Genomic DNA, 24,895 nt, shown 5'->3' on the forward strand with positions numbered 1-24,895 from the left:
CGCGCCGGCCGGAGCCCGGCGGTTCACGCCTTCGGGGCCACCTTGCTCAGCCCGTTGATGATGCGGTCCATCGCGTCGCCGCCCGTGGGGTCGGTGAGGTTGGCGAGCATCTTGAGGGTGAAGCGCATCAGCAGCGGATGGGTCAGCCCGCGCTGGGTGGCGATCTGCATGACCTTCGGGTTGCCGATGAGCTTCACGAACGCACGGCCCATCGAGTAGTAGCCGCCGTAGGTCTCCTTGAGGACCTTCGGGTAGCCCTCCAGGGCCCGTTCACGCTGGAGGTAGGTGGCGCGGGCATGCGCCTGCACGATGACCTCGGCGGCCAGCGCCCCGGACTCCATGGCGTACGCGATGCCCTCGCCGTTGAACGGGTTGACCAGCCCGCCCGCGTCGCCGACGAGCAGCAGGCCGCGGGTGTAGTGCGGCTGGCGGTTGAACGCCATCGGCAGCGCGGCGCCGCGGATCGTCGTCGTCATGTTCTCGGGGGTGTAGCCCCACTCCTCGGGCATGGAGGCGCACCACGCCTTGAGGATCTCGCGCCAGTCCAGCTCCCGGAAGGCGGACGAGGAGTTGAGGATGCCGAGGCCGACGTTGCTGGTGCCGTCGCCCATGCCGAAAATCCAGCCGTAACCGGGCAGCAGCCGGTCCTCGGCGCCGCGGCGGTCCCACAGCTCCAGCCAGGACTCCAGGTAGTCGTCGTCGTGGCGCGGCGAGGTGAAGTACGTACGGACCGCGACGCCCATCGGGCGGTCCTCGCGGCGGTGCAGGCCCATCGCGACGGAGAGGCGGGTGGAGTTGCCGTCGGCGGCGACGACCAGCGGGGCGTGGAAGGTGACCGGCGTCTTCTCCTCACCCAGCTTGGCGTGCACGCCCGTGATGCGGCCGGTCAGTTCGTGGACGATCGGGGCGCCGACGTTGCAGCGCTCGTACAGCCGGGCACCGGCCTTCTGCGCCTGGCGGGCGAGCTGTTCGTCGAAGTCGTCGCGCTTGCGGACGAGTCCGTAGTCCGGGAACGACGCCAGGTCGGGCCAGTCGAGCTGGAGGCGGGAGCCGCCGCCGATGATGCGCAGGCCCTTGTTGCGCAGCCAGCCCGCCTCCTCGGAGATGTCGATGCCCATCGCGACGAGCTGCTTGACGGCGCGCGGCGTCAGACCGTCACCGCAGACCTTCTCGCGAGGAAACGCCGTCTTCTCCAGCAGGAGGACGTCGAGCCCGGCCTGCGCGAGGTGGTAGGCGGTCGCGGATCCGGCCGGACCGGCGCCGACGACGATCACATCCGCGCTGTGCTCTGAGCGCCGCTCGGCGGCGGGCGCGGGCGCGGACTCGGTCACGGGCGCGGACTCGGTCACGGGGGAACTCCAGGGAAGTCGATATCTGGATTTCTGCATATCCGGGTGCCGAACGGCACCTGGCATGGGCAGTCTATGGGGGCCTTGGTGATCAGATCCTGAAGGGTTGGCCGTGAAGCCGATGACGAAGACGACCACGGACGGCGCGCCCCCCGCCGTCGAACTGCGGGTGCCCACCGAGGAGGACGCGTGGAACTGGCACCACGCCTTCGCCCACCCCGACGTCATGGAGTTCCACGGCGGCGCCCCGGCCGAACTGTCGGTCTACGACGAGCTGACCGCCCGCCAGCGCCGCCACCACGCCGAACGCGGCTTCTGCTTGTACACCCTGCTCGGCCCGGACGGCACGGTCCTCGGCTTCGCCGGTGCCCAGCCGTGGCCGCACGAGTCGTGGGGCCCGGTCGGCGAGATCGAGATCGGCTGGCGGCTGGGGCGCGACCACTGGGGCAAGGGGTACGCGACGGCCGCGGCGCGCGCGGCGCTGGACGACGTCCGGGCGGCCGGCGTCCGCGAGGTCGTCGCGATGATCAACTCCCGGAACGCCCGGTCGATCGCGGTCGCCGAACGGCTCGGCATGCGGCGGGCGGAGACGTACGAGAAGCCGGGGGTCACGGCGTACTGCTACCGGCTGGCGCTTTGAGGCGGCACCGGTGAGCGTCCGGCCGGGGCGGTGCGCCGCCCCGGCCGGTCCGCGTCAGTGCGCGGGGCGGACGCCGCGGTGCAGGGCGACGATGCCGCCGGTGAGGTTGCGCCAGGCCACCTTCGACCAGCCGACGCCCTGGAGGCGGGCGGCGAGCGCGGGCTGGTTGGGCCAGCTGCGGATCGACTCGGCGAGGTAGACGTACGCGTCCGGGTTGCTGCTGACCGCGCGGGCGACCGGCGGCAGCGCCCGCATCAGGTACTCGGTGTAGACGGTGCGGAACGGGCCCCACGTCGGCTCGCTGAACTCGCAGATCACGACGCGGCCGCCGGGCTTGGTGACGCGGTACAGCTCGGCGAGGGCGGCGTCGGTGTCCTGGATGTTGCGCAGGCCGAAGGAGATGGTGACGGCGTCGAACACCTCGTCCGCGAAGGGCAGCCGGGTGCCGTCACCGGCGGTGAACGGCAGCCACGGATGGCGCTTCTTGCCCTCGCGGAGCATGCCGACGGAGAAGTCGCACGGCACGACGCGGGCGCCGGTGCGGGCGAAGGGCAGCGAGGAGGTGCCGGTGCCGGCCGCGAGGTCGAGGATGCGCTCGGCGGGCCGCGCGGCGACCGCCCGGTCCACCTCCTTGCGCCACAGCCGGGCCTGCCCCAGGGAGAGCACGTCGTTGGTGAGGTCGTAGCGCGCCGCCACGTCGTCGAACATCGCGGCGACTTCGTGCGGCTGCTTGTCCAGGGATGCTCGGGTCACCCGGCCATTGTCCACCGTCGCCCGACCGCGCCCGGCACCGGGCGGCCGTCGCGGCGGGCCGGGGCGGCGGCGGTCAGCGGCGGCGGTGGACCAGGCGTCCGTCGATGACCGTGGCGACGCAGGTGGCGGCTCCGAGTCTGACGAGGGCAGCCCGGTCCGGCACGTCGAACACGGCGAACCGGGCGGGCCCGCCCGGCTTCAGCGGCGGCAGCAGGACGAGCGGGACCGGGGAGAAGGACGCCGGGCCCGGCAGGTTCTCCGGGCGCTGCCCGACCACGAGCCCGGCCCTGCGCACCGCGTCCACGGCGGCCCGGCTGCGCAGCTCCCCTGCGAGGGCGACCGTGCCGTGCGCCAGCATCCGCTGCACCCCGCGCCGGGCACTGGCACCGCGCCGCGACGCGTCGGCGCGGAAGAGGAGCCGCGCGCGTTCCCCGGTGATCGGTTCGGTGCCGAACTCGTCGGCCTCGCGCGGGTCCGGGTGATAAGCGCCTTCGAGCAGCTCGGGCCCGTACGGGTTGAGCAGCCCCGGGGTGAGGATGCCGGGCCACCGCCGCACCCGCACTCCGGGGTGGGCGGCGGCCAGGTCCTCGTACGGGCCGACGGCGGCGAGGGACGCGCCGTCGACGAGAACCGCGGTCTCCGGGGACGACTCGGCTACGTGCAGTGTCAGCACCATGGGCTCAGTTGGCCTCGACGAGCTTCAGCTCGGGATGGGCGGTCCCGCCCTCGATCGCCGTGGACGAGATGTGCGAGGCGACCCGCTCGTCGACCGGGTCGTTCGCCGGGTCGTCGTGGACGGCGAGGTGCTCGTACGTCGTGGCGCGCTGCGCGGGGACACGGCCCGCCTTGCGGATCAGGTCGATGATCTCCTGGCGGTTGGAGCGGTGCTTGGCACCGGCGGAGGAGACGACGTTCTCCTCCAGCATGATCGAACCGAGGTCGTCGGCGCCGTAGTGCAGCGACAGCTGGCCGACCTCCTTGCCGGTGGTCAGCCAGGAACCCTGAATGTGCGCGACGTTGTCGAGGAAGATCCGCGCGATGGCGATCATCCGCAGGTACTCGAAGAGCGTCGCCTGCGTCCGGCCCTTCAGGTGGTTGTTCTCCGGCTGGTAGGTGTACGGGATGAAGGCGCGGAAGCCGCCCGTACGGTCCTGGACGTCCCGGATCATCCGCAGGTGCTCGATCCGCTCGGCGTTGGTCTCGCCGGTGCCCATCAGCATGGTGGAGGTGGACTCCACGCCCAGGTTGTGGGCGATCTCCATGATCTCCAGCCAGCGCTCGCCGGACTCCTTCAGCGGCGCGATGGCCTTACGGGGCCGCTCCGGCAGCAGCTCGGCACCGGCACCGGCGAACGAGTCGAGACCGGCGGCGTGGATCCGGCGGATCGCCTCCTCGACCGACACCTTGGAGATCCGGGCCATGTGCTCGATCTCGGACGCGCCGAGGGAGTGGATGACCAGCTGCGGGAACGCCTTCTTGATCGCCGAGAAGTGCTCTTCGTAGTACTCGACGCCGTAGTCCGGGTGGTGGCCGCCCTGGAACATGATCTGGGTGCCGCCCAGCTCGACGGTCTCCGCGCAGCGGCGCAGGATGTCGTCGAGGTCGCGGCTCCAGCCCTTCTTCGTGTCCTTCGGCGCCGCGTAGAACGCGCAGAACTTGCAGGCCGTCACACAGACGTTGGTGTAGTTGATGTTCCGCTCGATGATGTACGTCGCGATGTGCTCGGTCCCGGCGTACCGGCGGCGGCGTACGGCGTCGGCGGCGCGGCCGAGGGCGTGCAGCGGCGCGGAGCGGTAGAGGTCGAGCGCCTCCTCCGGCGTGATGCGGCCGCCCTGCGCGGCGCGGTCGAGTACGGACTGGAGGTCGGCGTTCTCGGTCACCGGAGCGTCCCTTTCGGAGGGGTATTGACGGACCGGCCCAGCCTACGCCAGGGGTTCCCGGCGGCCCGGGGGCGTCCCGCCGGGGCGGCGGCGGGAGGCGGGCCGGGCGCGGGCGGCCCGGCTCGGGCGGCAGGGCGCGCGGCGATGCGGCGCGCGCCGGTGGCCCATCGGTCAGCGCCCCAGGAGGTCCACCGCCACATCGGCGGGGAAGCCGGTGGTCGGGCCGACCCGGCGGGCGAACTCGGTGACACCGCGCAGCTGGTCGGGGCCGAAACGGAAGTCCAGCGTCGTGAAGTACTTCTCCAGCACCGTCTCGTCGAAGGACTCCCAGCGGGCGGCCTGCTCGGCGACCTTGGTGACCTCCTCCAGCGACACGTCCCGGGACGCGAGGAACGCCTCGTGGACCTTCTCCACGACCTGCGGCTCACGCGCGAGGTAGTCGCGGCGGGTGGCCCAGACGGCGAAGACGAACGGCAGGCCCGTCCACTCCTTCCACATCTGCCCCAGGTCGTGGACCTGGAGGCCGAGCCGGGGCCCGTCGTGGAGGTTGGCGCGGAGCGCGGCGTCCCCGATCAGGACGGCGGCGTCCGCCTCCTGCATCATCAGGCCCAGGTCCGGCGGGCAGGTGAAGTAGTCCGGCCGGACCCCGATCCGCTCGGCGAGCAGCAGCTGCGCGAGCCGCACCGAGGTCCGCGACGTCGACCCGAGGGCGACCCGGGCACCGTCCAACTGGTCCAGCGGCTTCTGCGAGACGATCACGCAGGACATCACCGGGCCGTCGCAGCCGACCGCGAGGTCCGGGAAGGCCACGAGGTCGTCGGCGGCGCGCAGGAACTCCACCAGGGTGACCGGAGCGATGTCCAGCTCCCCCCGGATGAGCTGCTCGCTGAGCTTCTCCGGGGTGTCCTTGGTCAGCTCCAGATCGAGCAGGGTGCCCGTACGGGCGAGGCCCCAGTAAAGGGGCAGGCAGTTCAGGAACTGGATGTGGCCCACCCGCGGCCGACTGCGACGGGCGCCGGCGGCGGCTTCGGCGGGGGCGTCTCCAAAGGTTGAATTGTCCACATGCGGAGGCTAGACCCGTGGGCCGGGAACCGGCACGGCGGGGGCGCATATGGCTCCCCGGGCGCCGGATGGGCGGCACTGACCCCTTCGGGTAAACGTGATCTTTGGCTCTTCCACCGCACGAGCGCACCATGCTACGCTCAGCGCAAGTTGCAGTTTGGTTTCCCTTGCAGTACAGAGCCTGCGGAGCATGTAACCCGCAGGCTTTTGTCGTTTTCAGACTTGTTTCAGGTTCTGGAGCAGGGCAACCCTTTGGCCCAAGGAGGGCTTATGGCTACCGGAACCGTCAAGTGGTTCAACGCTGAAAAGGGCTTCGGCTTCATCGCCCAGGACGGCGGCGGCCCGGATGTCTTCGTCCACTACTCCGCGATCAACGCCTCTGGCTTCCGCTCCCTGGAGGAGAACCAGCAGGTGACCTTCGACGTCACGCAGGGCCCGAAGGGCCCGCAGGCGGAGAACGTCGTCCCGGCCTAAGTTGCCCGGGTCGGCCGGCAACGGCCATTGATCGCTGTTCTCAAGAGCAGTACCCAAGGAGCCCCGCTCCGCCTCTTCGGCGGCGAGCGGGGCTCCTGCTTTTTTCGGCTTTTCCGCCGACCGCGACCGGATTTCCGATTCCCCCCGCCGCGGCACCGGCATGCGGCACGCAAACCGGGCATGTACCGGACGGAAACGGGAGGGGAACGGGCGCGGAAACGGATCTGCGGCAAGGGACCGGCGGCGGGCGATTTCCTGACTCCCGGGTCAGCTGACGCTCGCGTCCGCCCGAATTCCCCTGAGTTCCCGGGTCCTGTTCCGCGTTCCGCGGAATCTTCCGGGAGGCGCCTCCGGCGCGGTTCTTCCGCCGGGTCTTTCTGTCAAGGTTCCGTCAGGGATCCGTCATGATTCCGCCCGCCCGATGCCACCGGCCGGGCCGGGCGCCCACGGGCGGGCTCGGGCCGGGCACCCCGGGGCGGAGCCGTCACACCCACGCACCCCGGGCCGGAACCGGCGCCCCGCTCACACCGTCACGCCGTCGCCTGCCGCTGGGCGGCCGGCTTCCGCGTCGCCAGGATGAGGGCCACCACCCAGCCCACGAACGTCGCGCCGAACAGCACATTGACGACCAGCACGATCCACCGTTCATCCGCCTTGCGGTGGAACGCCACATAGGTCGGCAGCAGGAAGACCACCAGCGCCAGCACCGCGACCACGATCGCCGCCACGGGCCCCAGAACCGAGAAATCCACCTTGCACCACGCTTCCCGCTCGCTCGCCTGCTTTTGACGTGGGCACACCGTACCGGGCCGGTGTTAACACCCGCTTCCACGATGCGCGTCCGACCACACACCGCCATCCCCGTCAGCGATCCGCAAGGGCCGGGCCGCCCGCCGTCAAAGACGCGTCAGGACAGGGCCGTTGCCCGCCGCACCCGGGGATACGTTCGGTGCGCCCCGGCGGCCTCCCCGCGTCCGGGGCACCCGACCTTCCGGAGGACCGACGCATGTGCCTTTACTCGTACGACGACGACGCCGAGCCGCACGAACCGTCCCCGGCCGGACTCCTCTGCGTACCCGTCCGGCCGGGCGTCACCGGTCCCGTGATCCGCCTGTTCCGCACCCCGCTCGGCGCCCGGACCGTCGTCGGCTTCACCAGCCCCGCCCGGCTGGCCGCCACCCTCGGCGGAGCGCAGCCCTGGATCCGGCTGTCCGAGGCGGCGCTGCGCGCTCTCGCCGGTCCGTCGGGCGCACCGCGGCTGACCGTCGACCCGACGTTCACCGCGCCCCGCACCACCCCGCCGCCCGCCCGCGCGAGCGTCCCGCCGCAGCCCGCCCGCCGCGCCGCCCGGACCGTCTGAGAGGCGCCGCCATGAGCACCGCGGCCCTCCCCCGCCTCCCCGCCGACGCCGACGACCTGTCCGTCTGGCCGTCCTCCACCACCCGCCTGCCCGGCGGTGACCTCGCCGTCGGCGGCGTCCCGCTCACCGAGACGGCCCGCCGCTTCGACACCCCCGTCTACGTCCTCGACGAAGCGGAGGTACGGGCCCGCTGCCGCACCTACCGCGACGCGTTCCCCGACGCCGACGTCCACTACGCCGCCAAGGCGTTCCTCTGCCGCGCCATGGTCCGCTGGGCCGACGAGGAAGGGCTCGGCCTGGACGTCTGCTCGGCCGGTGAGCTGGAACTCGCCGTCGCCGCGGGCTTCGACCCGCGCCGCATCGTGCTGCACGGCAACGCCAAATCGCCGCGCGACCTTGACAGCGCGCTGCGGCTCGGCGTCGGCCGGATCGTCATCGACAGCCCGTCCGAGATCGCCCGCCTCGCCGCCCTCGTCGGGCCGAAAGGCCGTCAGAAGGTGATGGTGCGGGTCGTGCCCGGTATCTCCGCGGGCGGCCACGAGAAGATCCGGACCGGCACCGACGGCCAGAAGTTCGGCCTCTCCCTCACCGACGGCTCCGCCCAGCACGCCCTCGCCCGCATCCTCGGCCAGCCGCAGCTCGAACTGACCGGCCTGCACTGCCACATCGGCTCCCAGATCACCGCCGCCCGGCCGTACCTCGCGGCGCTGCGCCGCGTCGTCGGCCTGATGGCCCGGGTCCGCGACACGCACGGCGTGACCCTGCCGGAGCTGGACATGGGCGGCGGCCACGGCATCGCCTACCGCCCCGGCGACCCGGCCCTCGACCTCACCACGCTGGCCCGGCGACTGCGCGCCGAACTCGTCGAGAGCTGCGCGGTCGCCGGGCTGACCGTGCCCCGCCTGCTCATCGAACCGGGCCGCGCCGTCGCCGGACCCGCGGGCGTCGCGCTCTACCGGGTCCTCGCCGTCAAGGACACCGGCGGCCGGGCCTTCGTCGCCGTCGACGGCGGCATGAGCGACAACCCGCGCCCGGCCCTGTACGGCGTCCGCTACGCCCCGCGCCTCGTCGGCCGCCGCCCGGACGCCGCCGTGCGCCCCACCACCGTCGTCGGACGGCACTGCGAGGCGGGCGACGTCCTCGCCGCGGACGTCCCGCTGCCCGGCGACATCCGCCCGGGCGACCTGCTGGCCGTGCCCGTCGCCGGTGCGTACCAGCTGTCGATGGCCTCGGGGTACAACCTGGTGGGACGGCCGCCGGTGGTCGCGGTCCGTGACGGCGAGGCCCGGCTTCTGGTGCGGCGCGAGTCCCTGGATGACGTGCAGCGGAGGGATGTGGGGGTTTAGCCGGGGCGCCGCGTGGTTCCCGTACGGGAGAGGGGTGAGGGGCCCGTACGGGGTGGGGCGGGGTGGGGGTGTGGGGGTGCGGGATGTCCCGTAGGGGGTGGGTGGGCCCCCGGGCTTATCCCTGCCCGGCGGGGAGTTGGGGTACGGCGGCGGGGTCCCCTAGTTCTCCCTGATCTCCTAGTTCTCCCTGATCTCCTAGTTCTCCCTGATCTCCCGTACCCACCCCGTCAGCCCGGCCAGGAATCCGGCGCGTTCCTCGGGCGTGAGGGCGTCGAGGGCGCGCAGGAGGGGTTCGGAGCGGCGGGCGACGAATGTTTCGAGGGCCGGGCGGTAGGCGTCGGCGAGGGCGACCAGGATGCGGCGGCGGTTGGCCGGGTCCTCGGTGCGGGTGACCATTCCGGCGCGGTTGAGGGCGCCGACCAGTTCGCTCGCGGTCGGCAGGGACACATGCAGCCGCCGGGCGATCTCGCCGACGGTCAGCGGGCCGCCGGACAGCAGCTGCGGCAGCACCGCACCGTGCCGGGCGGTCAGCCCGTTCGCCTCCATCGCCTCGCGCATCTTCTCCGGCATGAGGTCGCGTACCGCCCCGGACCGGAAGAACGGTTCCAACAGCGGTATGAGGCCGATGACTTCGAGTTCCGCGGGGGTCGGCACCCGGGGGGCCTTCCCGGGTTCGGGCGTGTGGGGCATACTGCGAGTCTAGATGGTTTGGATAACCAAACTATTCGACAAGCCGAACTGAACGGGGAGAGAGCATGCCGTCGACCGGATACCGCGACGCCCTCAACGACGCCCTGGAGCGGATGGACGACCTCGGCTACGAACGCGGGCAGGGCGTCGACCTCGCCAGCCACGGCCCCATGGGCGCCGAGGCGCTGGCCGCGCTCGGCCACGAGGACGATGTCGCCCAGTGGGTCGGCCGCTACCGCCGCGCCCTGGACCACCACGCCCCGCCCGCCGCCCGCTTCCCCCTCGACCCCGCCGACCCGTCGTCCTGGCGCCCCGCCCTCGGCACGTTCGACCGGGCCGGCGACTGGGAAGCCCTCTTCGCCCAGGAACTCGCCGACGCCCCCTGGCGCGACGTCCTCGTCCGCTGGTGGCCGCGGCTGCTCCCCGGCCTGTTCGCGGGCCTGACCCACGGCCTGATCCGCACCGCCCACGCCGTCCGCGGCCTCCACGCGGTCGGTGCCGACGCCACCCCGCTCCAGCTCACCGAACTCTCCCGCGGCCTCGCCTACTGGGCCGCCCGCTACACCGAACTCCCCGGCGCGCCCCGCCTGCACGGCGCCCACACCCTCCCGTCCGCCGTCGCCGCGCTCCCCCGCGACCCCCAGGACGGCGACCTCACCCCGGGCGTGGTCCGCCACCGCCTCGACGCCCTCACCGACCACCCCGGCTACCACGAGAGCCTGGGCCGCCTCGCCCCCGAGCACGCGCCCCGCCTGCTCGGCGACATGACGCTCCAGTTCGCCGACGTCTACCTCGGCCACCCCGAGGTCCCCCCGGTGCCCCTCATCCACGGCGTCACCGCGCCCGCCGCCGTCCGCCTCGTCCTGCCCCATCTCCCGTACGAGCTGTACGAACCGACGCTGGCCCGGCTGTGGCAGGTCCACACCGCGTTCCTGCTGGCGTTCACCACCGACCGGCGCGGCGAGGGCACCGACGCCTGGCGCGACGAGGTCCCCGACCTGCCACCCCTCGGAGACCAGGCCGCCCGCGCCGCCGACCACGGCGACGAACACGTCATCAAGTTCACCGAAGCCTGCCTGCGCGAGTACGCGCTGCGCCCCGACCCCCGCTACCGGGCCGCGGCGCATGCGGCGCAGCGGCGCACACCCCGGCTCGACGCGGGCGGCGCGGTCGGCGCCGTGACCCGCCGCAGCGTCTGAGACGAAGGCCCGCCGTCACCGCTCCCCGGCCACCAGCACGTCCGCCACGTACCGCTCCGCCACCACCCCGTCGGGGAAGTCCGCACGCAGCCGCTCGCGTTCCGCGTCGAGGAAGGCGCGGCGCGCGGCCGGTGCGAGGACGAGGAGGGCCGAGCGGCTGCCGACGTTGGCGAGGTGGATGTCCAGGGGGACGGTCCGCGCCCAGGGGAGCAGCCGCCGTGCGACGCGTAGGCCCGCAAGGCCCGCCAGCCGGATCGCCGCCGCGTCGTCGGGGCGGGTCATGGGCCGCGGCGCCACCCCGCAGTGGCGGGCGATCCGCTCGTGCTGCGCGCGCAGCCACGGCTCGTCGAAGGCAGTGGTGTTCCACCAGACCGCCAGCGCCCCGCCCGCGCGCAGCACCCGCCGCGCCTGCGGCACGGAGCGCGCGGTGTCGGTCCACTGCCAGGACTGCGCGTACGTGACGAGGTCGCAGGAGGCGTCGGCGAGCGGCAGCGCGTTGCCGTCGCCCCGGACCAGCGGTACGTCCGGGAGCGCCCGGCGCAGTTCCGCCGCCATCGCCGCCCCGGGCTCCACCGCGATCACCTCGGCGCCGCGCTCCCGCAGCAGCACGGTCGCGATCCCGGTGCCCGCCCCGACATCGGCGACGCGGGCACCCGCCAAGGGACGGCCCAGGCACTCCGCCACGAAGTCGAGGAGCGCGGGCGGGTAGGAGGGACGGCTCGCCGCGTAGGGGGCGGCACCCGCGTCGAACGCCCGGGCACGCACGCTGTCGGACATCTCGCTCATCGCCCCAGCATCGCCCACCGCCCGGCGCCGCGGGCCCGAAATGCCCGTACGGCGCACCCGTCCGCCCTGCGCGCCGGACCGCGGCCGACTACGCGCCCGCCCCCGCCCCGGCCGCCTCCCGGCACGTCGGGCACCGGTCCGTACCGTCCCACCGGCCCCAGCCGAAATCGGCGGGCGCGAGCAGCTGACCCTCCAACTCTTCGCGTACGGCGACGCGGTAGGCCCACACCGTGCCGATGTAGGGGTGGTGGACGTCGTGGAAGGCGGCCGAGTCGGTCCCGGCGCCGTCCGCCACCGCGCGTTGCAGCGCCCGCAGCCGCTCGAACATCACCTGCCCGGCACTGGCCACCCCGGTGGTCGCATCGAGGAACAGCCGCTCCCGCGCCTCGTAGATCCCCGCCTCGCTCAGCGCCGCACGGCTGGCCGCGCCCGGATCGGCCTCGGCCCCAGGATCCTTGGCGATCGCCCGCAACCGCGCATGGCACGCCTCCGCCGCCGTGATGAACTCCAGATACCCGGCCCGCCGCCGCTCCCCGGTCCCCCGGTCGGCCTCGTACCGATGCCGCAGCCGGTCGGCGAGCACGGTCCCCGCCATCGCCAGCGCCCCACCGCTGACCGCCCCTGCGAGCGTCCCCCAGTCCATGCCGCCCCCATAAAAAATGATCAGAACGTCGGGGCGAATCTACTGAGGGGCGGACGGGCCCGGAAGGCCCGCAGCGATCAGACAACGGCCCGAATCTCCTCAGCGGCCGAGGGGCCCGGAACTCCCGTGGCGCCCGGGCGGCGCAGCGGGCAGGGCAGCTCGTTCCGTGCTCGGTTCGGCGAACACGTCACCACCCCCAACGACAGGAACAACGGCCGCCCCAGATACACCCCGTGCACCACGTCCAGCCCCCGCGCGAGCCGGTCGGCCGCGGCGCCCACCCACCTCGCCAGCCGTTCCCCGTCCCGGTCCTGCGCCGACGCGAACCGCGGTGCGTATGAAGCGAGTTGCCCACCCAGCCAGTCCGCCGCCTCGGCCGGTTCGCGCCACGTGCCCCGCACCTGCCCAGCCGGTTTCGTCAGCCACAGCGCCACCTCGATCGGCGGCACCTCCCCGGTCCGCCACTCCACCGCCGCCCGCCGGTACCGCTCGACCACGTCGGGCGGACAGGTCGCGACCGGCTCCATCGGGGGCGGCGGCCGCCGGAACCCCTCCCGGTCGAAGTGGACCCCGTCCGGCTCCCCGCCCTTCTCCCCTCCCGGCCGCGCCCCGCGCGCCACCGGCCGTTTCGTCCCGACCCAGAGATATCCGTGGTGATGCAACGGCCCGCACCTTCCCGTGAGTTGCGGTGGCCCCGGCCGTGCTGCCGGGCGGGGCCACCGGGTGAACGGCCGTCCGTCAGGCCGAGAGGCCGAACCGCGACGGGTCGATTCCGGCCGCCGCCAACTCCTCGGTCGTGAACCGCAGCGGCTCCCCACCGGGCCGCTTGCTGTCACCCATCGCCCACGCCCCCGGACCGATACGGGCGAGGGTCACGCAGGCTTCCCCGTCCGGGTGCGTATTGCCGCCACACGCCGCCCGGAATTCCGCCCCGTCGAGCGGCAGTACGTACAGATCCTCTGTCCGCGACACCTTCATGGACCTTCCTCATTCCTTGGAGGACGAGATTTCCGGTCCATCGTTACTCGGATTTCGGTTCGCGGGGACCAATTTCCTGTTCGCTCAAGAAGTCGTCGCGGATGCGGGCGACGAACTCCCGCATCGCTTCACCGGAAAGGGCCACGTTCTCGAATCCTGCGAATTTCGCCGCGTATACTTCCACGTCCCGCAGTTCGCCGGTGGTGATTTCGGCGTGCGGAATCTCGACGATCACGAGGCGGGCGTCGAACATCACGAAGGAGGACGAGGGAAGATCGGGCATCGGGGCGGACAGCGGGACCACACCGAGGGAGATATTTGGCAGGCGCGACATGGTAATCAGCTTGTCGAGCTGGGCGGCCATCATGGCGGCGGGCATCAACCGCCACCGCAGTACGGATTCCGTGACGAGAAAACGGAAGGAACGCTCACGATCGTAGAGAATTTCCTGGCGACGCAAACGCGCGCCGACCATTTTCTCCAGCGTGTCTTCGGTAGGGTTCCGGCGCTGGTGGAGCCGCCGGACGTATTCCGGCGATTGCAGCAATCCCGGGATACAAGACGGCTGGAAGACGCGGAGCAGCGCGGTCTGCGCTTCCACTGCGCGGATATCTTCTTGGTGCTTGTGCAGCCCGGCCCGGCGGTATATCCGCCACGCCGTGACCTCAGTGGCCGTTCTCCGCGTCGCCTCGGAGAGCCGAGATTTCACGTCACTGGGTACGTCGAGAACCGTCAAGATGCGCTCCACATCTATGATGCTCGGCGTCAGCGCCCCGTTCTCGATCTTGCTGAGTTTGCTCGGGGACATGGCGGCGCCACGGGCCACCACCTTGGCCTGTACGCCGCCGGCCTCGCGTAGTTCCCGTAGCGCCTTGCCGATGTCCGGGCCATTCACTCCGTTCCGTACCGGTCCCACCACTCGGCGAACGGGACGGCGTGCCGCAGGGCCACGTCCCGGTATTCCGTCCACCGTGCCGGGTCGCCGGACGGCTGATCGGCACCCAGGAATTTCCCGGCGTCGTCATACTGCATACGCGCCACGGACCGTTCGTCGAACATCCAGAAGTCCGGGACGTCCGGCAGCGGGTTCTCCTGCTCGGTGGTGTCGAGGATGAAGAACTCCTCCCCCGCCGTCATGTTTCGCCGGTACCCCCAGGAGAGCTCGTACTGGAGGTACTTCGTCAGCGGCCGGGAGAGGATGTGCACGCGGTACATCCGCTTTCCGGACTGCGTGGCCTTGCGTACCGTCTGCATCCAGGGCGCAGAATCATAACCTTCTGGTCGGGATTTCCCCGCCAGGAAATCGTGGTAGGCGTCCACGCCACCGGACTGGCCGTAATCGTCGAGCGTCTCCAGACGAAACGCTTCTCGCTCGAACGAGCCGAAGAGGTTTCCAAATTCCTCAGTTGAGATGGTCACGCGCAACCTTCCTCAGCAAATCCGCAGGGATGCGTACGGCAGTCTCGGTGCTCGGGAGCTGCATGGCAGCCAACGCCTCGGCGTCATCGACTATGAACCCTTGAACGAGAATGTCCCCCGTTCCCTCAACAGCCCATACCGTCGGGCACGGCCCGTCTTCACAGCTGCTGGCAAGCTGCTTGAGCTTCACCGACTCCCCCACTCTCCGTTGATGTCCCCACAAATCCTTACGGACGGACAACGGCAGGGTCAAGCAAGGACAGTTGAGAGAACAGGAAACCGACCAGCGGGATCAGAATCCGGCGCGGAGCTTCAAGACGCACCCCAGGAAAGGAACTTGGTGAATTTCCCGCCCCGCGGCCCTACACGGCGAACCCCTCGCCCTTCACCGCCGTGACGAACCGGTGCCAGGCGCCCGCCGGAATCACGAGCGCGGGGCCGCCGGGGGCCGCCTTGGAGTCGCGGACGGGGACGATGCCGGGGAGGTTGTCGGCGATCTCGATGCAGTCCGCGCCGTCGCCATTGCTGTAGCTGCTCTTACGCCAGCGGGCGGCGTCAAGTTCAGTCCTGTGCCCGAGCTTCATCCCGGTATCTCCTTGCCGCGTCTTCGATGAGAGTCAGGGACGCCTCCGGTGACAGCGCGGCGGCCCTGAGCCGATCGTAGGACCTGCGGTAGCCCGCGACGAGTTCCGGATCATCGATCGACTGGCCACTGAAATCGCCCTCGGACCAGACCATCGGAGGCTCATCGGAGAAGGTCAGAAGCTTGGCCATGCCCATCATCAGCGGATGCGCGACCATCGTTTCCGGAAGGATCTGGACAACGCTCTTGCTGGCCCGGATGACCTCAACGATGTGATCCAGCTGCTCCGCCATCTCCTCCGGCTCGACCAACGGCCGGCGGATCAGCCCTTCGTGCAGGATCGCCCAGTATGCGGGGCGGTCCTGCTGCTTCCAGAAGGCCGCACGCTCCATCCGAGCACACACCTTGTGCTCGATCTCCTCGTCCTCCTGCCACGGCGTCACCGTCTCGCTGAGCTTTCGCGCGTACGCCTCGGTCTGCAGCAAGCCGGGGAAGACAGAAGGCGCCCAGTCCTCGACCGTCGTCGCGTTCTTCTCCAGCTCCGGAATGTTGGCGTAGTAGCGGGGAAGTCCGGCCCGGCTGGCCCTCGAAGCGTCTTCACAGCGCCGTTGGAAAAAGTCGCCGGTGCCCAGTCTGGTGTCCACGTGCGTGGCCAGATCTCCGGGCATTCGGCGCTCTCCGCGCTCGATCTGGCTGAGGAGGGAGATGCCTCGGAAGCTGCCTTTCAGCAGCTCTTCAAGCGTGAGCCCTGCCATTTCCCGCTGGTAGCGCAACTCGGCGCCGTAGAAGCAGGGAACGTTCAACCATGCCTCGGGGCTCTTGCGAGGGGGCACAACTCACCGCCAAAGTCCGCAGGTTGCTCTGCACAACCCGATCCTCTTCCACGCTAGCCCCCCGCGACCGCACCCTGTGAGGGATTCGTCACACAGTGCACGGAAGGCGTACGTCATGACCGACCCTCTCTCCCGGCCCGAGCACCTGCCCTCCCCCGATGACGTCGACGACTGCTGCGCAGCGTTGCGGGACGCGTTGCGGGCCAACGGGATCACGTTGCCGTCGCTGGGGGTGGATCTGCCGGGGTTCGCGGGGACCCACCCCATGCCGCTCGTCTCGCTCGGGCGCTGCAACACCAAGACCGCGCTCCGACTCTCCGAGGCGCTGTTCAAGGCCGCGGTGCGGTGAGGACCACGCTGTTGCTGGAGCTGCTGGCCGTGCCGGGGGCGGTCCGCACCGTGCGGCGGGAGCTGCGGCGCCATCTGGGGGACGGGTGCGGGGACGCGCAGCTGTGCGCCAGTGAGCTGCTGAGCAATGTGATCCTGCACGTCGGGGCGGGTGCGCCGGTGACGGTGCAGGTCACCGGCGGGTGTGACGGGCGGACGTGGCTGGCGGTGACCGATCCGGAGCCGTCCGCGATGCCTGTGCGGCGGACCGCGTGCCGGGACGAGGAGCGCGGGCGGGGGCTGGCGCTACTGGAGGCGGTGGCGCTGCGCTGGGGTGTCCGGCGGGGTTCCGGGAGCAAGACGGTGTGGTGCGAGCTGCTGCGGGAGTGAAGTGAGGGGGCGGGCCCGGAGGCTCCGGCCCCGGGCTTCGCCCCCTACGGGAAACCCCGTGCCACCTCCCCCACAGAGGTGACACGGGGTTCCAGTCTGACGCGCCACGCGGAATGGCTCCATAGGGGGTAGCGGGTTTCTTACGCCGGGGTCAGGTCGCGTGGGTCACTCCGGGTGGCTCGCGCGGCTCCTCGTCGGTGGTGGAGTCGCCGTCGGGCACGGAGAACCCGACGGGCGGCGGCCACCACCGCGTGCGCGGGACGTGGCCGGGTGCGCTGCGTGGGGAGGGGGTTCAGGGTGCGGGGCGCGGCGTGCGCAGCGGGAGGAGCCGTCAACTCCCTTCTGCGCAACGCTTGTTGGAGGCCCCGCCGCCGGTACGGGGCAACGTCCCGCCGACCGTTCACCCCGACCGACCGGTAACCTTACTTCGCGGTAAACCTACGCGAGGGCGATGCGCCGGCAAATGCCTGGCGACCGGCTTCGTGGGGCGGATCCGCGGTGAGGGATGCCCCTCAACGCGCCGCCTACGTACGGGAGTCGAGCTGGTGCCGCCCCGGCCCCTCCGCACCACCCGGCCCCCACCGCTCCCCCACCATCAACCGCCCCATCCCGGTCCAGGCGAAGTTCATCAACGTGGCGGCCGTCCGCTCCGCCGCCTCCCGGGAATCCGCCGGGGCACTCTTGTCCGAACTCCCGCCCTCCGGCCGGACGTTGGCCCACTCGGCCAGCGACTCCGCCGCCCCGACCAGGGCGTGGGCGAGCCCCGCCACCTCCCGTGCGGCAAGTTCCGCGGCGCAGTCCGACTCCCGGGCCGCGGCGCCGATCAGGCCGGTCACGAAGCCGACCAGCTCGGCGCGCATCGCGGCCACCTCGTGCGCGAACGGCTCGCCCTGTGTCCGCGCCTGCTGGTGCAGCACCGCCCAGCTGTCGGGGTGCGCCGCGGTGTACGCGAAGAAGCCGGTCAGGCCGCTCCACAGCTGCCGGTCGGCGGGCGCGTGCGGCTCCACCGCCGCCGTCACCGCCGCGACCAGCGCCGCCGCCTCCCGCCGGATGACGGCGCTGAACAGCTCCTCCTTGGAGTGCAGATAGAGGTAGACGAGCGGCTTGGAGACGCCGGCGAGCTCCGCGATGCCGTCTATCGAGGCGGCGCGGTAGCCGTGCCGGGCGAAGGTGATCACCGCCGCGTCCACCATCTGCTGCTCACGGACCGCACGCGGCACCCGCTTGCTCTTCACCGCACCCACGCCGAACGCCCTTCCGTCCCACCCCTCGACCGCACCGAAGTTTACGATCTTCCGCTCGCACGCCCATTCCCTTGACGTCGCCTCCACTTAACGAGACGATACGTCTCGTTTCGAGGCTGTGCGTCTCGCCATGTGCCAGGTCCTCATCGGCTCACCGCGCACCCTTTCCCCGTATCGACCCCGGAGGTCCCCCATGCAGCGGTCCACGCAGCAGTACGTCGAAGCCGCCCCCGGTATCCGCCTGTGGACCGAGCAGCGCGGTCCGGCCGACGCGCCGCCGCTGCTGCTGGTCATGGGCGCGCAGGCGTCCGGCCTCGGCTGGCCCGAGCCGTTCGTCGACGCGCTCGCTGAGCACCACCGCGTGATCCGCTACGACCACCGCGACACCGGCCGCTCCACCTGGGCGTTCGACACCGATCCGTATCCGGTCGCGGCCCTCGCCGAGGACATCGTCGCCGTCCTCGACGGCCTCGGCATCGCGCGCGCCCACCTCGTCGGGCTCTCCCTCGGCGGGATGCTGAGCCAACTCGTCCTCGCCGACCACCCCGACCGGGTCAGCTCCGCCACCCTGATGGGCACCTGCGCGCTCAGCACCCGCCCGTACACCGCGCCGGACGGCACCGAGGTGCCGGTCGAGGAGCTGCCGGGCATCGCGCCGGAGGTCCTGGAGATGTGGGCGCGGCCGGTGGCGGACCACGGCGAGGAGGCCGAACTGGACCGGTGCGTCGAGCACTGGCGGGTGCTCGGCGGCGGGCGGCTGCCGTTCGACGCGGCGTGGTTCCGGGACCTGGAGCGGCGGATCATCGCGCACACCGGGAGGTACGCGCCGCCGACCGCGCACGGCCGCGCCGACGACGCCGGGCTGCTGCGTACCGAGGAGCTGGCGGCCAACCGCGTCCCGGTGCAGGTCATCGTGGCCCCCGCCGAGCCGGTCTTCCCGCCGCCGCATCCGCAGCACCTCGCGCAGTGCCTGAACGCCGTCCGCGTCACGGAGATACCAGGGCTGGGGCATGCGCTGCCGCCGGCCGTCCACGGCCCGCTCGCGGCGGCGGTTCTGGCGCACACGGGGGCTACGGGGTGAGCGCGCCCGTACGACGACGGCGCCCCCGGAACCGTGGGGTTCCGGGGGCGTCGGTTCGCGCGCGGGCCGGGGGACGTCGGCCGCGCGGGGCGGATCAGCTCGCGGCTGCCGCGGCGGGCACCGGGGCGCCCTGCTCGACGGCGACGACCTCGCCCTCCGCGTCGGCCTCCAGGCGGCTGCCGTGGGCGGTCGCGTAGGCGTCGCGGTCGAGGATCTTCTCCTTGGCGGCGACGAGGATCGGGATCACCGACTGGCCCGCGACGTTGGTGGCGGTCCGCATCATGTCGAGGATCGGGTCGATCGCCATCAGCAGGCCGACGCCCTCCAGGGGCAGGCCCAGGGTGGACAGCGTCAGGGTCAGCATGACCGTCGCGCCGGTCAGACCGGCGGTGGCCGCCGAGCCGATGACGGAGACGAAGGCGATCAGGATGTAGTCGCCGACGCCCAGCGGCACATCGAAGATCTGGGCGATGAAGATCGCAGCGATGGCCGGGTAGATCGAGGCGCAGCCGTCCATCTTGGTCGTCGAGCCGAACGGCACCGCGAAGGACGCGTACTCCTTGGGCACACCGAGCCGCTCGGTGACCTTCTGGGTGACCGGCATGGTGCCGACCGAGGAGCGGGAGACGAAGGCCAGTTGGATCGCGGGCCAGGCGCCCTTGAAGAACTGGACCGGGTTGACCTTGGCGACCGTCGAGAGCAGCAGCGGGTAGACGCCGAAGAGGACGAGGGCGCAGCCGACGTAGATGTCGACGGTGAACGTCGCGTACTTGCCGATGAGGTTCCAGCCGTACGTCGCGATGGCGTGGCCGATGAGGCCGACGGTGCCGATCGGGGCGAGGCGGATGACCCACCACAGGGCCTTCTGCAGCAGCTCCAGGGCGGAGCGGCTGATCTTGAGGACCGGTTCGGCCTTCTCGCCGAGCTGGAGGGCGGCGATGCCCGCGACGGCGGCCATGAAGACGATCTGCATGACGTTCAGCTCGGTGAACGGCGTGATGACGTCGGTGGGGATGATGCCGGTCAGGAAGTCGATCCAGGAACCGGCGTGCTCGGGCGCCTGCCCGTCCTTCGGCGTCAGGCCGGTGCCCGCGCCGGGGTGGGTCAGCAGGCCGATCGCGAGGCCGATGGCGACGGCGATCAGCGAGGTGGCCATGAACCACAGCAGGGTGCGGGTGGCGAGCCGGGCGGCGTTGTTGACCTGCCGCAGGTTGGTGATCGACACCAGGATCGCGAAGAAGACCAGCGGGGCGACGGCAAGCTTCAGCAGCTGCACGAAGAGGTCGCCGATGTGCTCCAGCGTGGACGTCAGCCAGGCGACGTCACCGCTCTTGGCGACCCAGCCGAGCAGGACGCCGAGGACCAGACCGGCCAGGATCTGAACCCAGAACGGGATCTTCGGTATGCGGGACTTGGGCGCCGCGGGCGCGGAGGTCTCGGAGGACGTGGACAACGGACACACTCCTGGGACAGGTCAGGCGTCGGTGAAAGTGAAGTGAAGGTGGGGGCGTCAGGCCGCCCGGAGGTCCGTACGCGGATCTCCGGCCGCTCGGAGGTCAGCGGCGGCAACAGGCCGCGGAGACACAGCGGCAAAGATCGACGTGCAGACGCGCCACGAGCGGGATGCCCGAGGGGAACACGTGCGCGACTGCTGTCTTCATGTCGATTACGTTAACACTCAAGCTTTGGGGAACCCAAAGAAAATCTTTGGTCTCGCCGCCCACGACACCGCACACAAAAGCCGAACGCCCCGCCACGGAAGGGAAATTCCGAGGCGGGGCGTCCGGGACGGTACGGCGGTGGTGTGAGGTGTCCGACACCCACGGCGGGCGGGCCGGGGCGCGGCCCGGCGGCTTCAGAGGAGACCGTCCTCCTGGCTGCGGTTGGCGTTCAGCCGCTCGCGCTGCCGGTCGACCCTGTCGACGATCTGCACGGACATCGCGTCCCGCTGCTTGCGCAGCAGCACCAGGCTGAGCGGCGCGGAGACCACGATGGCGACCAGCAGCAGCCAGATCATGTTGGAGCCCTTGACCGCGAGCGGGATGACGCCGACGTACGCGAGCCCCCACGCCACCGCGAAGCAGGCGAGGAAAAGGCCGAGGCGGAGCGCGGTGTAGCGGAATGTGGCGTACTTGGGGCTGCTCACGGTGCGGAACCTTCTTCTCAACGGCAACCAAAGGGTCGCCAACCAGTCAAGCACAGCGCCGGGGGCGATCTTCCGTGGCCCCGGCGGCCGTTGCCGCACCGCCGCCACGCCCCGGGACGCCGCGCCCCGGACCACCGACAACGCCCCCCGGCCGGAGCCGGGGGGCGTTGTCGGTGAACGGTGTCAGACGCGCATCGCCTGCGGCGACTCGCGGCGCTCCGGGTCCGGGCCCGGGTACTCACGGATCGCCTCGTAGCGGGTGTTGCGCTCGACGGGGCGGAAACCGGCGTCGCGGATCAGGTCGAGCAGGTCCTCACGGGTCAGCTTGTTGGGCGTGCCGTAGTTGTCCGCGTCGTGGGTGATCTTGTACTCGACGACCGAGCCGTCCATGTCGTCCGCGCCGTGCTGGAGCGCCAGCTGCGTGGTCTGGAGGCCGTGCATCACCCAGAAGCACTTGACGTGCGGGACGTTGTCGAAGAGCAGCCGGGAGACGGCGAAGGTCTTCAGCGCCTCGGCGCCGGTGGCCATCGTCGTGCGCGCCTGGAGCTTGTTGCGGACCTTGCCGTCCTGCATGTCGACGAAGTCGTGCTGGTAGCGCAGCGGGATGAAGACCTGGAAGCCGCCGGTCTCGTCCTGGAGTTCCCGCAGGCGCAGCACGTGGTCGACGCGGTGGCGCGGCTCCTCGATGTGGCCGTAGAGCATCGTGCACGGGGTCTTGAGACCCTTCTCGTGCGCGAGGCGGTGGATGCGCGACCAGTCCTCCCAGTGGGTGGCGTGGTCGACGATGTGCTGCCGGACCTCCCAGTCGAAGATCTCCGCGCCGCCGCCGGTCAGCGACTCCAGACCCGCCTCGATCAGCTCGTCGAGGATCTCGGAGGCGGAGAGGCCGGAGATGGTCTCGAAGTGGTGGATCTCGGTGGCGGTGAACGCCTTCAGCGAGACGTGCGGCAGCGCCTTCTTCAGCTCGCTGAGGGAGCGCGGGTAGTAACGCCACGGCAGGTTCGGGTGCAGGCCGTTGACGATGTGCAGCTCGGTGAGGCTGTCGTTCTCCATCGCCTTGGCGAGGCGGACGGCCTCCTCGATGCGCATGGTGTACGCGTCCTTCTCGCCCGGCTTGCGCTGGAACGAGCAGTAAGCGCACGACGCGGTGCACACGTTCGTCATGTTGAGGTGACGGTTGACGTTGAAGTGGACGACGTCGCCGTTCTTACGGGTGCGCACCTCGTGGGCGAGACCGCCCAGCCATGCCAGATCGTCGGACTCGTAGAGGGCGATGCCGTCCTCGCGGGTCAGCCGCTCACCGGCGTGGACCTTCGCCTCCAGCTCGCGCTTGAGGCCCGCATCCATCGACGCAGCCATCCGGTCGCCTCCAGTCTCTGCCGTGTCCGTGTCTGTCCCGTTCCGGCCCTGTGAACGAGCCGGACCGAGCCTACTCCCCCGCGCGCGGGGAAGGCGGAGGCCCCTGGCGGCGCCCCGCCCTCCCCGTATCTGCTACGCGGGCTCCTCCGGCAGCTCGCCGACGCGGTTCTCCCACTTGGTGGAGAGCACGATCGTGGTCCGCGTCCGGGAGACACCCTTGGTGCCGGAGAGCCGGCGGATCGTCGTCTCCAGGCCGTCGACGTCGCCGACGCGCACCTTGAGCATGTAGGAGTCGTCCCCGGCGATGAACCAGCAGTCCTCGATCTCCTCCAGGTCGCGCAGCCGCTGGGCGACGTCCTCGTGGTCGGCGGCGTCCGAGAGGGAGATGCCGACCAGTGCGGTGACGCCGAGCCCGAGGGACTTGGCGTCGATCGTCGCGCGGTAGCCGGTGATCACTCCGGCCGCCTCCAGACGGTTGATGCGGTCCGTGACGCTGGGCCCGGAGAGGCCGACGAGCCGGCCCAGCTCCGCGTACGAGGCCCGCCCGTTTTCGCGAAGTGCCTGGATGAGCTGCCTATCCACCGCGTCCATGCCCTCTAGCCTTCCAATCTTTATGAATTTTCGAGTCCCGCATGTAGAATCTAAGGCATACAGGGCCCGATGCCCTGCGATTCTCTCAAATGATCAAGGACGATCTTCACAGGAGTTGTCACCGTGTACTCGATCGAGATGGCCTACGTCCGCATGCGCGAGCTGCAGGACCGGGCCAATCGTTCCCGTGCTCACCAGCCCGCCGCCCCGCGGGCCCGGCGCCGTACGCTGCGCGCCGCCAAGAAGCGCTGATCCGCGCACCGCGGGCGCCGCGCCACCAGCCGGGCGGACCCCCGCGGACCTCTTCCTAACGGACACCGGGGCCCTCCTCACGGGAGGCCCGCCCCAGTTCCCCCTCCCAACGCCGGTACAGACCGTGCGGCACCCCCGCCGCATCGAGCGCCCGGCCGGCGACGAAGTCCACCAGATCCTGGATGTGCGTCGCCCCCGCGTAGAACGCCGGAGAGGCGGGCAGCACCACGGCGCCCGCCTCGTCCAGCGCCACCAGCTGCTTCAGCGTCGGTCCACTCAGCGGCGTCTCCCGCACCGCGACCACCAGCGGCCGCCGCTCCTTGAGCGTCACGCTCGCCGTCCGCTGGAGCAGATCCTTCGAGAGCCCGAGCGCCACCCCGGCGACGCACGCCGTGCTCGCCGGGACGATCAGCATCCCCTTCGCCGGATACGAACCCGACGACGGGCCCGCCGCCAGATCCCCCGCCGGCCAGTACCGCACCCGCGCCAGCTCCGCCTCGGTCACCCGGAACGTCTCCGGGCTGCCGTCGGCGCCGCGCGCCAGCCACTGCCGCAGGTCCACCTGCCAGTGGGCGTCGCGGAAGGCAACACCGGTCTCGTCCAGCAGCGTCAGCCGGGACGCCCGGCTGACCACCAGATCCACCGCCTCACCGGCGGCGAGCAATGCGCGGAGCACCGAGGCGGCGAACGGCGTGCCGGAGGCGCCGGAGACCCCGACGACCCACGGGCGGCGCGGGCCGGGAGCCGGCTGCGGGGCGCCGGGTGAACTGGTGTCGCTGGGCGTGAACTCCACGACATCGACCCTATCCGGCGGAACCACCGGCCCCGTCACGGCCGTTCTCCCCGGTGAACCCCGCCATCCTGGCGGGGCCGCACACCGAGGAGGCCGGACGATGAGCCGTGCGAGGCCCGCGCTCTTCCTGATGCTGGGCTGGACCGCCCTCCTGTGGGCGCTGGAGGTCGTCGACACGGTCAGCGGGCACGCCCTCGACACCTTCGGCATCCGGCCACGGGAGCTGTCCGAGCTGGCCGACATCGTCCCCGCCGCCTTCCTCCACTTCGGCTTCGGCCACCTCGCCGCCAACACCCTGCCGCTCTTCGTCCTCGGCTTCCTCGCCGCGCTGCGCACCGGCGTCCGCCGCTTCGTCGCCGCGGTCGCGCTCATCACCGTCGTCAGCGGGCTCGGCGTCTGGCTGACGGCCGCCCCGTACAGCAACACCGCGGGCGCCTCCGGCGTCGTCTTCGGCATCCTCGGCTTCCTCCTCGTCCGCGGCTTCACCGACCGGTCGCTGCCCGACGTCCTCATCGGCGTGGGCGTCCTGGTGGTGTACGGCTCGCTGCTGTGGGGCGTGCTGCCCGTGGCGAGCGATGTCAGCTGGCAGGGCCATCTCTTCGGTCTGGTCGGCGGGGTGCTCGCCGCGTTCCTGCTCCGCGCCCTGCCGCGGAGCACTGCCCGTCCCGCTGTCAGTCCCGTCCCGTAATCTCTCGGTAAAGGCAGAGCGCCGGGCGG

31 protein-coding genes are annotated in these 24,895 nt (G+C 71.3%); 10 read left to right on the forward strand and 21 right to left on the reverse strand.

Annotated elements, in window-relative coordinates; translation table 11 throughout:
• Window positions 1-23 precede the first annotated feature (23 nt).
• The gene (locus tag OG422_RS13385; RefSeq protein WP_405742929.1) at window positions 24-1,349 is read right to left on the reverse strand and encodes a geranylgeranyl reductase family protein; all 1,326 of its coding nucleotides are present in this window, start codon (window positions 1,347-1,349) and stop codon (window positions 24-26) included.
• Window positions 1,350-1,470: 121 nt separating this feature from the next.
• Between OG422_RS13385 and OG422_RS13390 the strand changes: the two genes are divergently transcribed.
• Window positions 1,471-1,989, forward strand: coding sequence for a GNAT family N-acetyltransferase (locus tag OG422_RS13390; RefSeq protein ID WP_405742931.1), 519 nt, complete (start codon window positions 1,471-1,473; stop codon window positions 1,987-1,989).
• A 54-nt stretch (window positions 1,990-2,043) separates the two neighbouring features.
• Here the strand turns inward: OG422_RS13390 and OG422_RS13395 are convergent, their stop codons facing one another.
• The 4 genes from OG422_RS13395 to OG422_RS13410 all read right to left on the reverse strand — a co-directional run bounded on the left by OG422_RS13395 (window position 2,044) and on the right by OG422_RS13410 (window position 5,684).
• Window positions 2,044-2,742 carry a demethylmenaquinone methyltransferase gene (locus OG422_RS13395; protein ID WP_143943362.1) on the reverse strand — a complete coding sequence of 233 codons (699 nt, stop codon included), beginning with the start codon at window positions 2,740-2,742 and terminating at the stop codon, window positions 2,044-2,046.
• Between the two features lie 73 nt (window positions 2,743-2,815).
• Window positions 2,816-3,415, reverse strand: a complete 600-nt coding sequence (locus tag OG422_RS13400; protein WP_143943370.1) for an imidazolonepropionase-like domain-containing protein — start codon at window positions 3,413-3,415, stop codon at window positions 2,816-2,818.
• 7 nt (window positions 3,416-3,422) lie between these two features.
• Window positions 3,423-4,622 carry a cyclic dehypoxanthinyl futalosine synthase gene (gene mqnC / locus OG422_RS13405; RefSeq protein ID WP_405742933.1) on the reverse strand — a complete coding sequence of 400 codons (1,200 nt, stop codon included), beginning with the start codon at window positions 4,620-4,622 and terminating at the stop codon, window positions 3,423-3,425.
• Window positions 4,623-4,793: 171 nt separating this feature from the next.
• Entirely contained in the window at window positions 4,794-5,684 is an 891-nt protein-coding gene (locus tag OG422_RS13410) for a menaquinone biosynthetic enzyme MqnA/MqnD family protein (protein ID WP_143944738.1), read from the reverse strand.
• Window positions 5,685-5,954: 270 nt separating this feature from the next.
• Here OG422_RS13410 and OG422_RS13415 point away from each other — a divergent pair, with 270 nt between their 5' ends.
• Window positions 5,955-6,158, forward strand: coding sequence for a cold-shock protein (locus OG422_RS13415; protein WP_143944737.1), 204 nt, complete (start codon window positions 5,955-5,957; stop codon window positions 6,156-6,158).
• A gap of 530 nt (window positions 6,159-6,688) precedes the next feature.
• Here the strand turns inward: OG422_RS13415 and OG422_RS13420 are convergent.
• Window positions 6,689-6,910 (reverse strand): superinfection immunity protein, encoded by a 222-nt coding sequence (locus OG422_RS13420; protein ID WP_405742935.1) that lies wholly within the window; start codon window positions 6,908-6,910, stop codon window positions 6,689-6,691.
• 254 nt (window positions 6,911-7,164) lie between these two features.
• Here OG422_RS13420 and OG422_RS13425 point away from each other — a divergent pair, with 254 nt between their 5' ends.
• Both OG422_RS13425 and lysA read left to right on the forward strand, forming a co-directional pair.
• Window positions 7,165-7,518: an SAV_915 family protein gene (locus OG422_RS13425; RefSeq protein ID WP_405742937.1), complete on the forward strand. Its 354-nt coding sequence runs from the start codon at window positions 7,165-7,167 to the stop codon at window positions 7,516-7,518.
• A gap of 11 nt (window positions 7,519-7,529) precedes the next feature.
• On the forward strand, window positions 7,530-8,864 hold the full coding sequence (gene lysA / locus OG422_RS13430) for a diaminopimelate decarboxylase (RefSeq protein WP_405742939.1): 1,335 nt from the start codon (window positions 7,530-7,532) through the stop codon (window positions 8,862-8,864).
• A gap of 195 nt (window positions 8,865-9,059) precedes the next feature.
• On the opposite strand, the gene OG422_RS13435 is transcribed toward lysA, so the two are convergent.
• Window positions 9,060-9,554 (reverse strand): MarR family winged helix-turn-helix transcriptional regulator, encoded by a 495-nt coding sequence (locus OG422_RS13435; RefSeq protein WP_405742941.1) that lies wholly within the window; start codon window positions 9,552-9,554, stop codon window positions 9,060-9,062.
• Window positions 9,555-9,619: 65 nt separating this feature from the next.
• On the opposite strand from OG422_RS13435, the gene OG422_RS13440 reads away from it, so the two are divergent.
• The gene (locus OG422_RS13440) at window positions 9,620-10,753 is read left to right on the forward strand and encodes a hypothetical protein (protein WP_405742943.1); all 1,134 of its coding nucleotides are present in this window, start codon (window positions 9,620-9,622) and stop codon (window positions 10,751-10,753) included.
• Window positions 10,754-10,768: 15 nt separating this feature from the next.
• Here OG422_RS13440 and OG422_RS13445 read toward each other — a convergent pair whose 3' ends face one another.
• From OG422_RS13445 to OG422_RS13480, 8 genes are all read right to left on the reverse strand, one after another.
• Complete coding sequence (locus tag OG422_RS13445) at window positions 10,769-11,530, reverse strand: class I SAM-dependent methyltransferase (RefSeq protein WP_143943532.1); 762 nt, start codon at window positions 11,528-11,530, stop codon at window positions 10,769-10,771.
• A 97-nt stretch (window positions 11,531-11,627) separates the two neighbouring features.
• Complete coding sequence (locus OG422_RS13450; protein ID WP_405742944.1) at window positions 11,628-12,182, reverse strand: CchlQ; 555 nt, start codon at window positions 12,180-12,182, stop codon at window positions 11,628-11,630.
• Window positions 12,183-12,259: 77 nt separating this feature from the next.
• Window positions 12,260-12,844, reverse strand: a complete 585-nt coding sequence (locus OG422_RS13455; RefSeq protein ID WP_405742946.1) for a hypothetical protein — start codon at window positions 12,842-12,844, stop codon at window positions 12,260-12,262.
• A 76-nt stretch (window positions 12,845-12,920) separates the two neighbouring features.
• Window positions 12,921-13,154: a DUF397 domain-containing protein gene (locus OG422_RS13460; RefSeq protein ID WP_251076809.1), complete on the reverse strand. Its 234-nt coding sequence runs from the start codon at window positions 13,152-13,154 to the stop codon at window positions 12,921-12,923.
• Window positions 13,155-13,203: 49 nt separating this feature from the next.
• Window positions 13,204-14,055, reverse strand: a complete 852-nt coding sequence (locus tag OG422_RS13465; protein ID WP_405742948.1) for a helix-turn-helix domain-containing protein — start codon at window positions 14,053-14,055, stop codon at window positions 13,204-13,206.
• Complete coding sequence (locus OG422_RS13470) at window positions 14,052-14,579, reverse strand: DUF6879 family protein (protein ID WP_405742950.1); 528 nt, start codon at window positions 14,577-14,579, stop codon at window positions 14,052-14,054. The genes OG422_RS13465 and OG422_RS13470 overlap by 4 nt, the downstream gene beginning before the upstream one ends.
• Before the next feature lie 362 nt (window positions 14,580-14,941).
• Entirely contained in the window at window positions 14,942-15,163 is a 222-nt protein-coding gene (locus tag OG422_RS13475; RefSeq protein ID WP_143943529.1) for a DUF397 domain-containing protein, read from the reverse strand.
• A complete protein-coding gene (locus OG422_RS13480) occupies window positions 15,141-15,917 on the reverse strand; it encodes a DUF5753 domain-containing protein (protein WP_349628712.1) in 777 nt (258 codons plus the stop codon). The genes OG422_RS13475 and OG422_RS13480 overlap by 23 nt, the downstream gene beginning before the upstream one ends.
• A 193-nt stretch (window positions 15,918-16,110) precedes the next feature.
• On the opposite strand from OG422_RS13480, the gene OG422_RS13485 reads away from it, so the two are divergent.
• Complete coding sequence (locus OG422_RS13485; RefSeq protein WP_405742953.1) at window positions 16,111-16,344, forward strand: hypothetical protein; 234 nt, start codon at window positions 16,111-16,113, stop codon at window positions 16,342-16,344.
• Window positions 16,341-16,712: an ATP-binding protein gene (locus OG422_RS13490; RefSeq protein WP_143943531.1), complete on the forward strand. Its 372-nt coding sequence runs from the start codon at window positions 16,341-16,343 to the stop codon at window positions 16,710-16,712. The genes OG422_RS13485 and OG422_RS13490 overlap by 4 nt, the downstream gene beginning before the upstream one ends.
• A gap of 524 nt (window positions 16,713-17,236) precedes the next feature.
• On the opposite strand, the gene OG422_RS13495 is transcribed toward OG422_RS13490, so the two are convergent.
• Window positions 17,237-17,905 (reverse strand): TetR/AcrR family transcriptional regulator, encoded by a 669-nt coding sequence (locus tag OG422_RS13495; protein WP_405747775.1) that lies wholly within the window; start codon window positions 17,903-17,905, stop codon window positions 17,237-17,239.
• Window positions 17,906-18,149: 244 nt separating this feature from the next.
• Here OG422_RS13495 and OG422_RS13500 point away from each other — a divergent pair, with 244 nt between their 5' ends.
• Window positions 18,150-19,037, forward strand: coding sequence for an alpha/beta fold hydrolase (locus OG422_RS13500; protein ID WP_405742955.1), 888 nt, complete (start codon window positions 18,150-18,152; stop codon window positions 19,035-19,037).
• Window positions 19,038-19,131: 94 nt separating this feature from the next.
• Here the strand turns inward: OG422_RS13500 and OG422_RS13505 are convergent, their stop codons facing one another.
• From OG422_RS13505 to OG422_RS13520, 4 genes are all read right to left on the reverse strand, one after another.
• Complete coding sequence (locus OG422_RS13505) at window positions 19,132-20,499, reverse strand: dicarboxylate/amino acid:cation symporter (protein WP_405742957.1); 1,368 nt, start codon at window positions 20,497-20,499, stop codon at window positions 19,132-19,134.
• 393 nt (window positions 20,500-20,892) lie between these two features.
• Window positions 20,893-21,183, reverse strand: a complete 291-nt coding sequence (locus tag OG422_RS13510) for a DUF4229 domain-containing protein (RefSeq protein WP_405742959.1) — start codon at window positions 21,181-21,183, stop codon at window positions 20,893-20,895.
• Between the two features lie 183 nt (window positions 21,184-21,366).
• Window positions 21,367-22,530, reverse strand: a complete 1,164-nt coding sequence (gene mqnE / locus OG422_RS13515; RefSeq protein WP_143941108.1) for an aminofutalosine synthase MqnE — start codon at window positions 22,528-22,530, stop codon at window positions 21,367-21,369.
• Window positions 22,531-22,674: 144 nt separating this feature from the next.
• Window positions 22,675-23,133, reverse strand: a complete 459-nt coding sequence (locus tag OG422_RS13520) for an Lrp/AsnC family transcriptional regulator (RefSeq protein ID WP_030287666.1) — start codon at window positions 23,131-23,133, stop codon at window positions 22,675-22,677.
• 123 nt (window positions 23,134-23,256) lie between these two features.
• Between OG422_RS13520 and OG422_RS13525 the strand changes: the two genes are divergently transcribed.
• A complete protein-coding gene (locus OG422_RS13525; protein WP_285229385.1) occupies window positions 23,257-23,385 on the forward strand; it encodes a hypothetical protein in 129 nt (42 codons plus the stop codon).
• 55 nt (window positions 23,386-23,440) lie between these two features.
• Here the strand turns inward: OG422_RS13525 and OG422_RS13530 are convergent, their stop codons facing one another.
• Entirely contained in the window at window positions 23,441-24,178 is a 738-nt protein-coding gene (locus OG422_RS13530; protein ID WP_405742961.1) for a UbiX family flavin prenyltransferase, read from the reverse strand.
• A 100-nt stretch (window positions 24,179-24,278) separates the two neighbouring features.
• Here OG422_RS13530 and OG422_RS13535 point away from each other — a divergent pair, with 100 nt between their 5' ends.
• Window positions 24,279-24,866 carry a rhomboid family intramembrane serine protease gene (locus OG422_RS13535; protein ID WP_143941102.1) on the forward strand — a complete coding sequence of 196 codons (588 nt, stop codon included), beginning with the start codon at window positions 24,279-24,281 and terminating at the stop codon, window positions 24,864-24,866.
• Window positions 24,867-24,895 lie beyond the last annotated feature (29 nt).

It is taken from the genome of Streptomyces sp. NBC_01525 (assembly GCF_045040405.1).
GTDB lineage: Bacteria > Actinomycetota > Actinomycetes > Streptomycetales > Streptomycetaceae > Streptomyces > Streptomyces benahoarensis.